This is a genomic window from Trueperaceae bacterium (genome assembly GCA_036381595.1).
Taxonomy (GTDB): domain Bacteria; phylum Deinococcota; class Deinococci; order Deinococcales; family Trueperaceae; genus DASVCN01.
The window spans coordinates 1-15,445 of record DASVCN010000020.1 but is presented as its reverse complement, the minus strand read 5'-3'; the positions used below and the strand labels follow the sequence as shown (position 1 = coordinate 15,445).

Sequence of the window (15,445 nt, the reverse complement as noted above, 5' to 3'; positions counted from 1 at the left end):
AAGATGTCGGGGTGACGCACTTCATCTGCCGGACCTGCGGCACTCAGTTCGCCGAGAGTGCGGTCGCACCCCCGGCCTGCCCCATCTGCGAGGACGAACGTCAGCACGTTGGGTACGACGGGCAGCTGTGGACAACGCTGGAGGAACTGGGAAGCGGCCATAGCAACCGGATCGAGGAGATCGAGCCGTGCCTTACCGGCATCGGCACGGAGCCAGCTTTCGCCATCGACCAGCGCGCGCTGCTGGTGCGAACCGGTGAAGGCAACCTCCTGTGGGACTGCATCAGCCTCATCGACGATGAGACGATCACGGCCATCGGCGAGTTGGGCGGGATAGCGGCGATAGCCATCAGCCATCCCCACTACTACAGCTCGATGGCCGAGTGGTCCCACGCCTTCGATGCACCCGTCTACCTCCACGCCGCCGACCGCAAGCACGTGATGCGTCCCGACCCGACGATCTGCTACTGGGAAGGGGAGACGAAGCGGCTCTTCGGCGAGCTGACCCTCATCCGCGGCGGCGGGCATTTCGAGGGTGGCACCATGGCTCACTGGCCCGCGGGCGCAGGAGGCAAGGGCGCTCTGCTGAGCGGCGACATCATCCAGGTAGTCTCCGACAGGCGCTGGGTGTCGTTCATGTACAGCTATCCGAACCTGATTCCCCTGCCAGCCAGTGAGGTGAGGCGCATCGCGGCGACCGTAGAGCCGTTCGAATTCGACAGGATCTACGGAGCCTGGTGGAAGCGGGTCGTGCCCGAAGGCGGCAAGGAGGCTGTGCGCCGCTCGGCAAAGCGTTACGTGAGCCATGTGGAAGGTGGTGCCAGGTGAACGGCCCCGAGCCTCGAGAGAAGATCGGCAACGGCGCCATAGTCGCCTCCTGCGAAGGTCACCGAGCACCTCGAGATGATCGTGGGAAGTGACGTGGAGGTGCTCGAGGCGAAGCGGCCTGGCTGATCTGGCGTGCTACGAGTCGCCGTCGTCGCGAACGACTACCTGAGCCGTACCGGCCTCGTCTCCCTCCTCGAAGGCGAGCGCCTTTCGGTGCCGGTCGCCTCCTCAACCATCGACGAAGCGGCCGACGCGCTCGGCTCCCATGAGCTCGATGTCATCGTTTGGGCGTGGGAGGGTCGAGGCGAAGGACCGCGCCTTCCGCCGGAGTTGACCGTGCCGATCCTTCTGCTGTTGCCTTCCGAGATCGAGTCGGAGGACCGGGATCTGCCGGCCGATGAACTTCCGCTCCTGGGACTCCGCGCGAACGTCGCGGGCGTAGTGAGCCGCGAAGCCAGCGCCGACCAACTGGCGGCGGCAGTCGCTGCCGTAGCAGCTGGTCTATACGTGGTGCAACCCGAGTTCGACTACCTCTTCGCGTCCGCAATCTCCGGGCCGTTCGCATACGAACAGCTACGGATAGGGGAGAACGACCTGCCACTCGAACCGCTTACCGCCCGCGAGGTCGAAGTGCTCGGGCTGCTTGCCGACGGCCTCTCGAACAAGCGGCTCGCCGCTCGACTCGAGGTCAGCGAGCACACCATCAAGTTCCATCTGAACTCCCTCTTCGACAAACTCGCGGCTCACAACAGGACAGAGGCCGTGAGCACCGCTGTCCGGTTGGGTCTGATCGCGCTCTGACCTGACCGTTCGGCCAGGGCGAGCCTGACCGAACGGGTGAGGTGCACTGGCCGGCGGCGACGCTAGCGTTGGTCACGGGCGGTTAGACCGCCGGAAGGGGACGTGATGAACGGAACGTCGGAACTCTTCGCGGAAGCGGTAGCAACGGTTGCTCCCTCGGTGGTGCGGGTGGAAGGGCGGCGGCGCTACCCCTTGAGCGGGGTGGCATGGTCAGAAGAACTGGTGGTAACCACCAGTCGCGCGGTCGAGTGCGAAGAGGGGATAAAGGTCGGCCTGGATGACGGTCGTCTGCACGATGCCGAGTTCGTAGGAAGCGACCCTCGTCTCGATCTCGCGCTGCTGCGTGTCGGCGCGGGATCGCTGCAGCAGGCGGGCTGGAGTGAGGACGAGCCGAAGGTGGGCCAGGTGGCGCTCATCGTCGGCAGGCCTAGTAATGGGGTCCGCGCCAGCCTGGGAATCGTCTCGAGCCTTGAGGGAGAGTGGCGGACATACAGTGGCGGCAAGGTCGACAGCTACCTGACTACCGACGCCAAGCCTTTCGCCGGCTTCTCAGGGGGTCCTCTCATTACTGGCGGCGGTGAGGTTCTGGGCATCAACACCGCGGCGCTCACTCGAACGGGTTCGGTTACCTTGCCGCCGGCAGCGGTCAGGCGCACCGTCGACGAACTCCTCGCTCACGGCAAGGTGAGGCGGGGCTACGTCGGCATCGCCGGTCAGCTCGTTCTGCTGCCGCGGGAGATGCAGGAGTCGGTCGGTCAGCGGAGCGGCGTACTGGTGATGTCTGTCGAACCCGACAGCCCTGCGGCAGGGGCCGGGCTCACACTAGGCGACACCCTGCTCGAGATCGCTGGCGAGAAGGTCGGCGCTCCCGGCGACTTGTTCCAGGTGCTCGACGGCGCTCGGATAGGGGAGAGCGTAACCGTGCGGTACCTTCGCGGCGGTGAGGAAGGCGAGGCCTCGCTTACGGTCGGCGAGCGGCCGTAGGGGTTGCGGGGCGCTCGTCAGTGCCTGCTTCTGCGGTCGGCGGCGCAGAAAGTCTAATGGGGCCGCGGCGCGAACTGCCACGACCCCGTTCTGCTTCGTTCTCCAGTTCCTAGGCGATCGCCCTCAGCGACTTCTCGATCAGGTCGCAGCCGGCCTCGAGGTCCTGTGAGCTCACGTTCAGGTGCGGGGCGATGCGGATGCAGTTGCCGCCGCGGCCGCCCTTGCCGATCAGCAGCCCGTTCTTGCGGGCGGTGTTGACCAGTTCGGTCGCCTTGCCCGGGTTGGGGTCCTTGCTTCCCGGCTTGACGAACTCGATCGCCTGCATTAGGCCCATGCCACGGACGTCACCGATCAGGTCGGTACTCGCAGCCATCTCCTCGAGCCGTTGGCGGAGCCTGGCGCCCTGCTTCTCGGCGTTCTCCCAGAGGCGGTTCTTCTCGATGTATCGGATGGTTGCCCAGGTCTGGGCCATCGAAACCGGGTTGCCTCCGTAGGTCGAGAGTGTGAGCCCTTTGATCGATTCCGCGACCTCGGGAGTCATCACCGTGCAGCCTACCGGCGCGCCGTTGGCGATCCCCTTGGCGAAGGTCATGATGTCGGGCTCCACGCCCCAATGTTCGATGCCGCACCAGTACTTGCCGGTGCGACCCCAGCCGGTCTGCACCTCGTCGATTATCAGCACCCCGCCGGCCGCCTTCACGATTGGCAGGATCCGCTTGAAGTACTCCTTGGGCACTACCGCGAAGCCACCCACGCCCTGGATCGGCTCGGCCATGAACGCTGCGATACGCCCGTCGGTAGCGGTGGCGATCATGTCCTCGAGATCCTGGACCAGGAAGTCGAGGTACTGCTCCTCGCTCAGGCCCTCCGGCTTCCGGTACATGTTGGGCGAGCGGACGTGCTTTATCGAGCCGTCGTAGACCCCGCCCTGGCGCCAGTTGGAGTGAGCCGTCACCCCCATCATCGCGGTCGTGCGGCCCGAGTAGGCGTGCCGCAGCGCGATGATGTCGGAGTTGCCGGTGTAGGCGCGCGCCGCCATGACCGCCGTCTCGTCGGCCTCACTGCCGCTGTTGGTGAAGAACGAGTATTGCAGCCGGCCGGGCGTGATCTCGGCGATCTTCTCGGCCACCTTGATCATGATCTCGTTCAGATAGAGGGTGCTGGTGTGGCCGGCCGTCCTCAGCTGCTTGGCGGTCGCCTCCACCACCTCGTCGTTGCAGTGGCCCACCGAGACGGTGAGGATGCCGCCGAAGAAGTCGAGGTAACGGTTCCCCTCGACGTCCCAGAGGTACTGGTCCTTGGCGCGCTCGACCGCGAGCGGCTCGTCGCCGTAGTAGAGCATCTTCGTCTGGATGGGCGGGAGTACCCTCTCGTGGCGCTCGAGCAGCTCCTGGGTCTTGCTGGTGGTGATCGTCATCAACTACCTCCGCTTGTCTGGACTGGCGGCCCCGATTCCATAGTCTCTCGATAAAGATATGTGCTGTCTCGTTCAGTCTAGTACGAGGTGAAGCGGGGGGAGCCGGCGACTATGCCGGCTCCCGGGACGAGGATGAACTACTGTGCTACCGCCTCGTAGATGCTGGTGTCGACCACGTCGTCGAACGCGACCGGTTCGCTGATGAGCCCCACGTCCACCAATAGTTCGACCGTCCGCTCGAACTGCTCGCGGTTGATCGAGCCCACCTCGGTGTCGGCGCTCGGCTTGACCAGTTCGGCCACCCGGGCCATCTGCCAGGTCTGGTGGATGAGGGGGCTGGAGGTGCTGCCCGAGCCGGCGCAGGTGTCCCCGCAATGCTCGAGCACTATCTGCACCGCCTCCTCCTGGTTAGCCACGGCGTACTCCCAGCCGCGTATGCTGGCCCGCAGGAACCGCTCGGCGACCTCGCGGCCGGACATCCCGGAGCCCTTGAAGTCGGCCATCTCCAGCACCTCGGGTCGGGTGAAGACCAGGTCCTCCATGATGTCGGCGTCGATCTCGGCAGGGTCGAGGATGTTGAGGCCGTCGAGCGGGTAGCCCAGGCCCACGATCTGGTCGAGCTCGTTGTAAGTCATGGCGCTGGCCGCCTCGACCTCGTCAGGGAAGACCAGAGCCGGGTCGAAGGCGTAGACGACAGCCTCGATGTCGGGGTTGCTCACGGTGGGGTCGAGGTTGGATGTCATGTCCATGACGTTGAAGATCACCTCGGCGGCGAACTCGTTGCCGAATCCCCAGACGCCTACTCTGGTCCCCGCCAGATCGGCGAAGGTTTCGATACCCGAGTCACGCAGGGTCACGAGCCGGTAGCCGGAGTCCTGGTACATCTGCCCGATCATGACCACGTCGAGACCCTGGTCGCGCTGCACCAACATGTTGGCGCTCCAGTCGGTACCGAAGTCGGCGTTGCCGCTGGCCACCTGCACCGTAGGGTTGACATTGCCGCCGTCGAGGATGTTCACCGTCAGTCCCTCTTCGGCGTAGAACCCCTTCTCCTGGGCGACGAAGTAGCCGGCGAACTGCGCCTGCGGGAACCACTTCGACTGGAAGTTGATCTCGACCAGGTCCTGGGCGAAGGCGAGAGGCAGTGCCAGAGCGAGGAGCAGCAAGAGTAACGGCTTCTTGGGTTTCATCGGTTACCTCCTAGGGGTGCTTCTGCGAGCGGTTCTCATTCCGGTGCCTGCACGGTCCTACGGTCGTGCGCCGTCGTCACGTCATCTTGGCTCCTCTCGGAGACGGTGGGGCCTGCCGGCCCTCGTGCCTACGCTGATCCCGTGGCGGCAGGGTCCTGGCGCGGGTGACACGAAGCTCACCGCCGCTCCTCGCGGAACGAGGGATGCCAGCCGGTGAGCCACCGCTCGACCAGCGACAGCAGGCTGTAGAAGGCGATGGAGATGACGCTCGTGACGACGATCGCGGCGAAGACGACGTCGAAGGCACCGCGGCGGGCAGAGAGGCTTATCCGCTGCCCCAGTCCTTCGGGCGGCCCGGGGATGAGGAACTCGGCGACGATGACGCTCACCACCGAGATGACAGCAGCCAGCTTTAGGGCGTTGAAGAGGTAGGGGAGCGAGTTAGGCAACCTGAGTTCGAAGAAGATCTCGCGTGGCTTGGCCGCGTAGGCGCGCAGCAGTTCGAGCTTCAGCGGGTCGACTTGGGTGAGACCCTGGACCATGTTCAGCACGACCGGGAAGAAGGTGACGATGACGACGACGGCCGCTTTCGATTCCCAGTTCACGCCGAACGCGCGGCCCAGAACGGGCGCCAAACCGACGATCGGCACCGCTCCGAACGCCGCGGCGAGCGGCAGGAAGCCGCGCTGCAGGAAGGGTGAGAAGGCGATGGCGATAGCCGCCGAGAAACCTCCGACGAGGCCGAGGCCGAAGCCCAGGAGCACCTCCTTGACGAAGGTGACGTAGCTGTCGCCCATCAGCACCACGAACGACGCCCGCAACTGGCTCCAGACGTCGATGACGCCAGGGAAGATGCCCTTGGGCACCGCGTAGCCGCTCACCAGCCCCTGCCAGATGAGCAGCAGTACGAACGGGATGGCCGCGGGCGGCAGCAGCCGCCTGAAGTTCCGTTCAAGCCTGGTCGTGTCCTGCGGCAGGTCGACGAGGCTCACCCGCCCGACGCCTCCCAGTGCTACCAGCAGGAAGCCCCAGAGCAGTGCGAAGTAGCCCCACTCTCCGGACACACTCAGGGGCCACAGTTCGCTCACCGCCAGCCACGCCCCGGCGACGCCCAGCGGCAGCAGAGCAGCGGCCGCCCAGTCGCGACCGACGATCGAGAGCAGGAGGCAGAGGATGCCGATCCAGCCGGCCGCCATCCCCAGAGCCTGGTAGCCGCTGGAGGAAGCCGCGAACGGGCCCAGCAGTCCGGCCAGGGCCAGGAGGGCACCGACCACCGAGGTGTAGAGGGGGCGGATGCGCGGCCGGACGATGCCGGCAACGGGTTCGTTGGCTGCCACGGTAGGCCTCACGAGCGCTCCCAGGGTGCGAGGATCCGCTGCAGGCCGCTGACCAGCGCGACCAGGCCCACGCCCAGCAACGCCGAGACTATGAGCAGGATCCATACGTCGGCAACGTCCCCCGACTGCACCTGGCCGAGGATCTGGAAGCCGAGTCCGCGGCGGTTGTTCGACTCCGTCTCGGCGACGAGCGCCCCCACGAGGGCGGCCGCGGTTGCCAGCTTGAGGCTGGTGAAGAAGAACGGAACCGCCGCGGGGAAGCGCACCTTGGCGAACACCTGGAGCGGTGTCGCGGCGTAGGAGCGCATCAGGTCGAGCGCCAGCGGGTCGACCGAGCGGAGTCCCTTGACGGTCCCCACCACCATGGGGAAGAACGCGATGTAGGCCCCGATGATGGCCGTGGGCAGGAGGCTCGTCTGGATGGTTATCCCGAAGTTGCCGAGGATCAGCAGCAGCACCGGCACGAGGGCGATGATCGGGATCGTCTGCGACGCGACCACCCACGGCAGCAGCGCCTGCTCGAGCGGCCTGAGCAGCACGAACAGCACCGCCAGGACGATCCCCACGGCGCTCCCGAGCAGAAGCGCGGCGATGGTGCCCAGAGTCGTGTAGAGCGTTGCTCGAACCACGTTGCGTTCGTCGGCAAGGGGGTACTGGGAGAAGAACGGGCCCACGTTCTGGACGATCCAGTGGGGGAACGGCACCGGGTGCTGCGGCAGGGCGAAGAAGCACTCTATGACCGTGGTTCCGCATGAGGGACGCGCGTAGACCTGGTAGCGACTGGTCCACACCGTCTCCCCGGTCCGGGGAGCGATGGCCAGTTCGATCTCACCCCTGCGAGGGTCGGCAAGGAAATAGTTGGGATATTGCCGCAGGCGGGCGTTCCGCGGGGGTGCTTCGGTGAAGGTGATGGTGTTGCCGTCCCGCTCGTAGTCCTCACCTTCGGCCTGGCGGCGGCCGTCGACGGTGACTATGCCCAGAGGGCTCTCGAAGGTGAAGGTCCGTCTCACCCCGTCGACGCGCTCCTCGGGCCGCTCGTCGGTATCGGAGAGGAGTTCGTTGCCTACGAAGACGCGGCGATCCCGGTCGGTCTCCACCACCCGTCCGCTGGCGAAGCGGTAGCGCCGGCCCTCGGGATCGTCCACCTTCTCCAGCACCTCCGCCAGGCGCACGACGCTCGATGCCACCCGCAGCGGTGCGGCCGTCGGTTCGCTGAGGACGATCAGGCCCTCCTCGGCATCCACCACTCCGTAATCCGCTCTCACCCGGCGGACGTCGCTGCCGAACGACGGTGCCCCCGACAAGCGCACCCGCTCCCCCAGGTCTTCGTAATCCTCGCCCTCCTCGAGCACGTCGCCGTCGACGATCACCGGCCCCTGCGCGTCAGGGAAGCTGAACGTCTCGCGCACCCCTTCGGGCACTTCGCGCGCCTTGACCGTTCCGCCCGTAAGAAGCACGGTGCCGGCGTAGATGGCCAGGGTGGGATCGCTCGCGTCCACGGACTCGGGTAGCCTGAAGACGCCGCCGCCCTGCGGTTCGAGCTGCCCGGCCCAGCTCACCAGCGCCGTGGAAGGTTCCTCGGCCAGCCGCACCCCATCCTCGGTGACCGCGTACTCCCAGTCGAGCGGGACGTCGTCCCTCACCAGAAGTCCGCCCTCAGTGGCGTCCGGGAACTCGAGCAGCAGGTCATCGTCGAGGCGGGCGAGCGGGCGGGCGCTGATCGTCGCGTGCTCCCACTTGCGCAGGTCGTTCATGTCGCGCAGTGCGAGCGGCAAGCCGAAGAGGAGCGCCAGGGGGTAGCCCAGCAGCACCAACGCCAGCAGCACGAGGATCACCGGCAGGTGGCGCCGAACGCCGTTCATGGCAGGGTGCTCACCTTCACTGCACGCCCCGCAGCGCCTCACGCACCCCGGTGGTCAGTTCGAAGAAGCGGTTCGACTCCCGCGACTCCTCTTTGCGCGGGTAGGGGAGATCGACTTCGATTACCCGCTCGATCTTCCCCGGCCGGGCGGTCATCACGACCACGCGGCTAGACAGGAAGACGGCCTCGGCTATCGAGTGGGTGACGAAGATGACGGTCTTGCCGGTCTCCTGCCAGATCCTCAGCAGCTCGTTGTTCATCGCCTCGCGGGTGATCTCGTCGAGGGCGCCGAACGGTTCGTCCATGAGCAGCAGCTTCGGGTCGAAGGCGAGGGCCCGGGCGATGCTGACCCGTTGCTGCATGCCGCCGGAGAGTTGCCACGGGTAGTTCGACTCGAACTCGCGCAACCCCACCATCGTCAGCAGTTCCAGCGCCCGCAGGCGCCGCTCCGCGCGGTCGAAGCCCATTATCTCGAGCGGCAGGGTGACGTTCTTCAGGACGCTGCGCCAGTCGTAGAGAACCGGGGCCTGGAAGACGTAGCCGTACTCGCGGTCGAGTCTTGCCTGCCTGGGGCTCTTGCCGGCGACGGTTATCTCACCGCCGGTCGGTTGGACCAGGTCGGCGATGATCCTGAGCAGGGTGGTCTTCCCGCACCCGGAGGGGCCGATGAGGCTCACGAACTCGCCTTCGCTCACCTCGAGGCTGGCGTTCTGCAGGGCGACCGTCTCGGTTCCTCGGCCGCGGTAGATCATCGACAGGTCGTCGATGGCGATGACAGGCTCCGCCAAGGGCTCTCTGGACGCCTGCTGGTCCCGGGGCTGGACCATCAAGCGGTCACTTCCCGAACTCCGCTCGCACTCCTGCTCGCGCCCTCCATCGTTCCCTGCCGACCGCGAAGCCGAACCTCGACCCCTAGCCCTTCACCGGCTCGCGCCGGATGAGCTTGCCGCGGCTCGTGTCGCCCACGAACTCCCCGTCACGTACGGCTACCTGACCGCGGACCGTCACCACCGAGGGCCGACCGTCGATCTCGAAACCGCCGAAACCGCGGTAATCGACGTTCATGTACTCCGGCCGGTCGCTCAGAGTGCCCCGGTATTTGGGGTCGTAGACGACGAGGTCGGCGTCCTTGCCGACAGCGATCTGACCTTTCTGGGTGAGACCGAAGATTCTGGCGACGCGGGTCGAGGCGGCGTCGACGAAGCGGTGGATGTCCAGGTTGCCGCGGCTGACGCCGTAGGTGTAGAGCATGTTGACACGGTCCTCGATCGCAGGGATGCCGTTGGGGATCTTCGTGAAGTCGGCCTTGCCCATGTCCTTCTGTCCCTCGAAGTCGAACGGGGCGTGATCGGTCCCCACGGTGTCGACGATCCCCTGCTCGAGTGCCCGCCAGAGCGCCTCCCGGTCTCGGGGAGTGCGCAGCGGTGGCGACATCACGAACTTTGCGCCCTCGAAGTCGGGCCGCTCGGCGTAGGTGTAGTCGAGGATCAGGTGGGGGATCACCGCCTCGACGGTGATGTCCACTCCCCGCTGCTTGGCGTCGATGGCCGCCTCCAGGGCGGGAAGGCAGCTGAGGTGCACGACGTAGCCCTTGGCGCCGGTCATCTCCAGGAAGGTGGCGAAGTGGTTGGTTCCCTCGGCCTCGACCCGGGCCGGACGGCTCTTCTCGTGGAAGCCCGGGCCCACGTTCCCCTGCGCCAGGAGCATCTGCTGGCGGCGATAGACGAGTTCGGCGTTCTCGCAGTGGGCGGTGACAGTCACGCCCAACTCGCGCGCCAGGGTGAGGGTGCGGAAGAGGGCATCGTCGTCGACGTCGAGCGCGCCCTTGTAGGCGAGGAACACCTTGAACGAGGTGATGCCGTCCTCGACGACCTCACGAAGCTGGTCGGGAGTGCTGTCGTCGAAGTGAGTGACGCCCATGTGGAAGGTGTAATCGCAGGCGCTGTTGCCGTCGGCTTTCCCCTTCCAGAGCGCGTACCCCTCGGTGGCCGGGATGTCCGGTCCCGGTGCCGCCATCTCGATGATGCTGGTGGTGCCCCCCACCAGCGCCGCCTGGCTGGCGGTGGTGTGGTTGTCCTTCGTCTCGGTGCCCATGAACGGCAGGTAGACGTGCACGTGCGGATCGATGAAGCCGGGGAAGACGTACTTCCCGCTGGCGTCGACGACCTCGCTGCCGGCCGGCGCCTCGAGGTCCTTGCCGATGCGGGTGATGGTGTCGCCTTCACAGTAGATGTCGGCGAAGTAGCGGGAGTCGGCGGTGACGATCTCACCGTTCTTGACGAGTAGGGGCATTCCTCTTACCTCCGGGACGCGTAGGGCTTCGTTGGCACCGGTCAGTGGATGTCGATCCCGACCCGATTGCGATACTCCTGCATCGCCTGCCAATCCTCGGTCACCTCCGGCTGGCGCCGGCTCAGTTCCTTCCAGGTGACGCTCTCTCGGCCGGAGGGAACTTCGACCATCGTGATGCACTCCTCCACCGGGCAAACGAGCGAGCACAGGTTGCAGCCTACGCAGCGGTCCTCGGCCACCACCGGACGCCGGTGGCCGTTGCCGTTGTACTCGTGCGGTTCGACCCGCACGCCGTCGACGAGCAGGTCGATGCTCTGGTGCGCGCCCTCGTCGCAGGCGATGTAGCAGAGGTTGCAGCTGATGCAGAGGTCGGGATCGATACGGGCGACCGTCTTGTAGGCAAGGTCCAGATCGCCGAAGTCGGAGATGCGAGCGATCGAGGCGCCGATCACGTCTGTTACTCTCGCGATCCCCTTCTCGTCGAGCCAGTTGGAGAGGCCGTCGGTGAGGTCCTCGATGATCCGGAATCCGTAGTGCATCACGGCGGTGCAGACCTGCAGGCTGGTGGCGCCCAGCAGGAGGAACTCGGCGGCGTCACGCCAGGTCTGGATGCCGCCCATGCCCGATACCGGCAGGCCCGCCCGTCGCACCTCCTCGTCGGAAGCCACGGCCGAGAGCATGTTCAGGGCGATCGGCTTGACGGCCGGACCTGCGTAGCCCCCGTGAGAGCCCTTTCCGCCCACGTTCGGCTGGATCTGGAAGTTGTCGAGGTCCACGCCCACTATCGAGTTGATGGTGTTGATGAGGCTGATGGCGTCGGCGTTACCCGCAACCGCCGCCCTCGCCGGCGGCACGATGTTGGCCACGTTGGGGGTGAGCTTGACGATCACCGGGAGACTGGAGACCTCGGTCACCCAGGAGGTGATCATCGAGCAGTACTCCGGAACCTGGCCCACCGCCGAGCCCATCCCCCGTTCGCTCATCCCGTGAGGACAACCGTAGTTGAGTTCGATCGCGTCGGCGCCGGTATCTTCGATGCGGCGGACGATGTCGTGCCACGCCTCGGGCTTCGACTCCACCATGGCCGAGACGACCACCGCCCGGTCGGGCCAGAGCCGCTTGACCTCGGCGATCTCGCGGAGGTTCACCTCGAGCGGCCGGTCGGAGATCAGCTCGATGTTGTTTATGGCAACCAGCCTGTTGTCGCCGAAGTCGAAGCCGCCGTAGCGGCTGGAGACGTTGAGGACCGGAGCCCCGATGGTCTTCCAGACGGCCCCGCCCCAACCCTGCTCGAACGCCTTGTTGATCTGATAGGCGCTGTTCGTGGGGGGCGCGGAGGCGAGCCAGAACGGGTTCGGGCTCTTCACCCCCGCGAAGTCGATACTGAGATCAGCCATTCGGCACCTTCCTGTCGGCAGCGAACGTGATCACGGCCGCGCCCCCTCGGACTCCAGCCATTCGTGGATCCGCTTGGCTGCCGACTTCCCGTCCCGGGCGGCGGTGACGGTCATCGCCTCACCCTTGGCCCGGGCCGCGTCGCCTCCCGCGAACACCTTCGGATCGCTCGTCCTCTGCCCGTCGTCCACCTGCAGGTAGCCTCGTTCGGACTCGATCCCGAACGCTTCGATGAGCGCCGCCGGCTTCTCCTGGCCGATCGCCTTGATCACCTGGTCGCATTCGATCACGAACTCGCTGCCGGCAACCGGCACCACCTGGCGGCGGCCGTCCGGGCCCGGGGCCGAGAGCTGCATCTCGAGGCACTCGAGGCCGACGACGTGTCCACCCTCGCCGAGCACCCTCACCGGCTGGCTGAGGAAGCGGAACTCGACCCCTTCGTTCTTGATGAACTCGTACTCGAAGTCGTAGGCCGGCATCTCCTTCTCGCCTCGGCGGTAGACGATCGTCACCCGCTGAGCCCCCAGGCGCTTGGCGATCGTGGCGGCGTCGATGGCGGTGTTACCTGCCCCGATCACGGCGACGTTCCTGCCGACCGGAAGTCGAGAGAGTCGCTCCAGCCCCTCCATCTCGGCCAGTTTCGTTTCGGCGATGAAGGAGAGGGCTTCGAAGACACCCTCCAGCTCCTCGCCCGGGATCCCCATCTCGGGGACCTTACCCATCCCGGCTGCGATGAAGACGGCGTCGAAGTCCTCACACAGCTGCTGCGCGCTGACGTCCCTGCCTATCTCGACCCCGGTGCGTATCTCGACACCGAGCTTGCGGACGAACTCGACCTCCTCCAGAGCCACTCTGATCGGCTCGCGCATCACCACGATGCCGTAGGTGGAGAGCCCGCCGGGAAGTTCGTTCTTCTCGAAGATGGTGACGCCGTAGCCCAGTTTGGCCAGTTCGCCGGCGCAGGTGAGACCGGCCGGACCGGCGCCCACCACGGCGACCCTGCGGCCGTTCGAGGGCGCCGGCTGGAACGGAATGATGTCCCGTTCGTAGAGGTGGTCGGTGGCGTAGCGCTGCAGTCGACCTATCTCTATCGGCTTGTGGTGGGCGCCCATCACGCAGGCGCCCTCACACAGCTCCTCGACGGGGCAGACGCGCGCGCAGGTCGCGCCCATCAGATTCGCCTCGAGGATCGTAACCGCGGCGCCCGTGACGTTTTCGGTCGAGATCTTCCTGATGAAGGTGGGGATGTCGATGTCGGTGGGGCAGGCTTCGATGCAGGGAGCGTCGTAACAGTAGAGGCAGCGGTTGGCCTCGATGCGCGCCTCGCGGGCCGTCATGGGAGGCTTGAGCTCGGTGAAGCGCTCCCGCAACTCCTCGAGTTCGAGCGGCGTTCCTTCCAGCACGACTTCCTGCATGCTCACCGGGCCACCACGACATTCACGACCATTGCCATAGTTTGCTCCTCCTCAGCTACAGGTAGCCCTGGGTAGCAGGCGCTTCGCATGTCCCGGTCCTACTCGACCTGTACGGGTCGACCTTCCTGAAGCCGGGCGCTTTATCGCCTCCAGAAGGTGAAATAGTTCAAGTTATCGGTCATCATACGTGCCTGTTCGAAAGGTTGTAAAGGAGCCCTGGACCGCCGCGAGAGCCACCTGCGGTGTTGGCAACGCCTGCGCCCGAAAGTAGACTGGCGAGGTCCCTAGAAGCCGCTAGCGCGCGAGGAGGGTGTCGTGGCGATCCAGTCCAGAGAAGCGATTCGGGCAGGTTCATACGTGGCCGGCGAGTGGTTCGAGCCCAAGACGGAGAAGCTCATAAGGGTCGTCAATCCGGCGAAACCCGACGAGGTGCTGGCAGAGTTCCCGGCCGCAGGGCGGGAAGACACGCTGCGGGCGATCGAGGTCGCTCAGGCCGCCTGGCCCGAGTGGCGTGACACCCCTGCCCCCGAGCGCGGGCGGGTGCTATGGCGCGCAGCCGACATCGCCAGGAGGCGACTCGAGGAGATCGCCCGGACGATGAGCCTCGAAGAAGGGAAGATCATCCGCGAGTCGCGGGGCGAGGTGATGAAGGGCGTCGCTTTGCTCGAGTACTATGCCGGAGCCGGCTTCCGCATCTCAGGAAAGACGCTGCCCAGCGAGTCGCGCGATACCCACACCTACACCCTCAGGCGGCCGTTGGGGGTGGTGGGGCTCATCACCCCCTGGAACTTCCCCTGGGCCATCCCCGTCTGGAAGGCCGCCCCCGCCCTCGTCGCCGGCAACGCGGTCGTGTTCAAGCCCGCCAGTCTCACGCCCGGTACCGCGGCCATCCTCATGGAGATACTCGAGGAGGCCGGTCTCCCGGCCGGCGTCGCCAACATGGTCGTAGGCTCGGGCTCCGAGGTGGGCAACACGATCGTGGATGACCCGCGGATAGCAGCGGTTTCGTTCACCGGTTCGAACAGCGTCGGGATGGGCGTCAACACCCGCGCCTCGCAGCGGGGCGCCAGGGTCACCTGCGAGATGGGCGGCAAGAACGCGGTCGTCGTCATGAACGACGCCGACCTCGACGCTGCGGCGACAGCGATCGTAGGCGGAGCCTTCGGGGCGACCGGGCAGAGGTGTACGGCCACTTCGAGGCTCGTCGTGGAGCGCGACGTCAAGAATGAACTGCTCGAGCGGCTCGTGGCCAAAGCGAAGGCGTTGACACTGGGTCCAGGCCTCGACGAGGCGAGCGACCTGGCGCCGGCGGTCGATCGTAAGCAGTTCGAGACCGACCTTCAGTACATCGAGATCGCCCGGTCGGAGGGGGCCCGGCTCGTCTACGGTGGCAAGGCTGTCGACTTGGGCGGCGGCTACTTCGTCGAGCCGACGCTGTTCGACGGCGTCACCCCGGACATGAGGATCTTCCGCGAGGAGGTATTCGGGCCGGTGCTTGTGGTGAGCGAGGTGTCGGGCCTCGATGAGGCGATAGCAGCGGCGAACGCCGTCGAGTTCGGCCTGGCGGCCGCCATCTTCAGCCAGGACAACCGCTCGATCATGCGTTTCATCGAGGAGAGCGAGGTGGGGATGGTCCATGTGAACGAGCCCACCATCGGAGGCGAAGCCCAACTTCCCTTCGGCGGCGCCAAATCGACGGGCGTGGGGCCCAGGGAGATGGGTGAGGAGGGGCTGCACTTCTTCACCGAACTGAAGACCGTGTTCGTCAACTACTCGGGCAGCGGGGAGCGGGCGCTCATCCGCTGATCGGGCTCCTGGCCGGTTCGCGGCCCGGCGCCAGTGCCCTGGCCCGCCTCATCCCGGCGGCGTGGGTGTAGCGAGGAGGCAGCGAGGAGGCAGCGAAAGGAGGAGGCGCGGCCGGTGGCC

General features: G+C 66.2%; 12 protein-coding genes. 4 read left to right on the top strand and 8 right to left on the bottom strand.

Features of this window, described 5'->3' with window-relative positions; all coding sequences use genetic code 11:
- Positions 1–11 precede the first annotated feature (11 nt).
- The 3 genes from VF168_05175 (at position 12) to VF168_05165 (ending at position 2,612) form a co-directional block, all read left to right on the top strand.
- Positions 12–827 (top strand): hypothetical protein, encoded by an 816-nt coding sequence (locus VF168_05175; protein ID HEX7003555.1) that lies wholly within the window; start codon positions 12–14, stop codon positions 825–827.
- Between the two features lie 132 nt (positions 828–959).
- Positions 960–1,628 carry a response regulator transcription factor gene (locus VF168_05170; protein ID HEX7003554.1) on the top strand — a complete coding sequence of 223 codons (669 nt, stop codon included), beginning with the start codon at positions 960–962 and terminating at the stop codon, positions 1,626–1,628.
- Between the two features lie 105 nt (positions 1,629–1,733).
- Complete coding sequence (locus tag VF168_05165; protein HEX7003553.1) at positions 1,734–2,612, top strand: S1C family serine protease; 879 nt, start codon at positions 1,734–1,736, stop codon at positions 2,610–2,612.
- 109 nt (positions 2,613–2,721) lie between these two features.
- Here the strand turns inward: VF168_05165 and VF168_05160 are convergent, their stop codons facing one another.
- The 8 genes from VF168_05160 to VF168_05125 all read right to left on the bottom strand — a co-directional run bounded on the left by VF168_05160 (position 2,722) and on the right by VF168_05125 (position 13,519).
- Positions 2,722–4,029, bottom strand: coding sequence for an aspartate aminotransferase family protein (locus VF168_05160; GenBank protein ID HEX7003552.1), 1,308 nt, complete (start codon positions 4,027–4,029; stop codon positions 2,722–2,724).
- Positions 4,030–4,166: 137 nt separating this feature from the next.
- A complete protein-coding gene (locus tag VF168_05155) occupies positions 4,167–5,219 on the bottom strand; it encodes an ABC transporter substrate-binding protein (protein ID HEX7003551.1) in 1,053 nt (350 codons plus the stop codon).
- Positions 5,220–5,395: 176 nt separating this feature from the next.
- Positions 5,396–6,556 (bottom strand): ABC transporter permease, encoded by a 1,161-nt coding sequence (locus VF168_05150; GenBank protein ID HEX7003550.1) that lies wholly within the window; start codon positions 6,554–6,556, stop codon positions 5,396–5,398.
- A gap of 8 nt (positions 6,557–6,564) precedes the next feature.
- Entirely contained in the window at positions 6,565–8,418 is a 1,854-nt protein-coding gene (locus VF168_05145) for an ABC transporter permease (GenBank protein HEX7003549.1), read from the bottom strand.
- Between the two features lie 16 nt (positions 8,419–8,434).
- Entirely contained in the window at positions 8,435–9,205 is a 771-nt protein-coding gene (locus VF168_05140; GenBank protein ID HEX7003548.1) for an ABC transporter ATP-binding protein, read from the bottom strand.
- Between the two features lie 124 nt (positions 9,206–9,329).
- Entirely contained in the window at positions 9,330–10,709 is a 1,380-nt protein-coding gene (gene hydA / locus VF168_05135) for a dihydropyrimidinase (protein ID HEX7003547.1), read from the bottom strand.
- A gap of 41 nt (positions 10,710–10,750) precedes the next feature.
- Positions 10,751–12,106, bottom strand: a complete 1,356-nt coding sequence (gene preA / locus VF168_05130; GenBank protein ID HEX7003546.1) for an NAD-dependent dihydropyrimidine dehydrogenase subunit PreA — start codon at positions 12,104–12,106, stop codon at positions 10,751–10,753.
- A 30-nt stretch (positions 12,107–12,136) separates the two neighbouring features.
- Positions 12,137–13,519: an NAD(P)-dependent oxidoreductase gene (locus tag VF168_05125; protein HEX7003545.1), complete on the bottom strand. Its 1,383-nt coding sequence runs from the start codon at positions 13,517–13,519 to the stop codon at positions 12,137–12,139.
- A gap of 315 nt (positions 13,520–13,834) precedes the next feature.
- Between VF168_05125 and VF168_05120 the strand changes: the two genes are divergently transcribed.
- Entirely contained in the window at positions 13,835–15,325 is a 1,491-nt protein-coding gene (locus tag VF168_05120) for an aldehyde dehydrogenase family protein (protein ID HEX7003544.1), read from the top strand.
- The last annotated feature ends 120 nt before the right edge of the window (positions 15,326–15,445 follow it).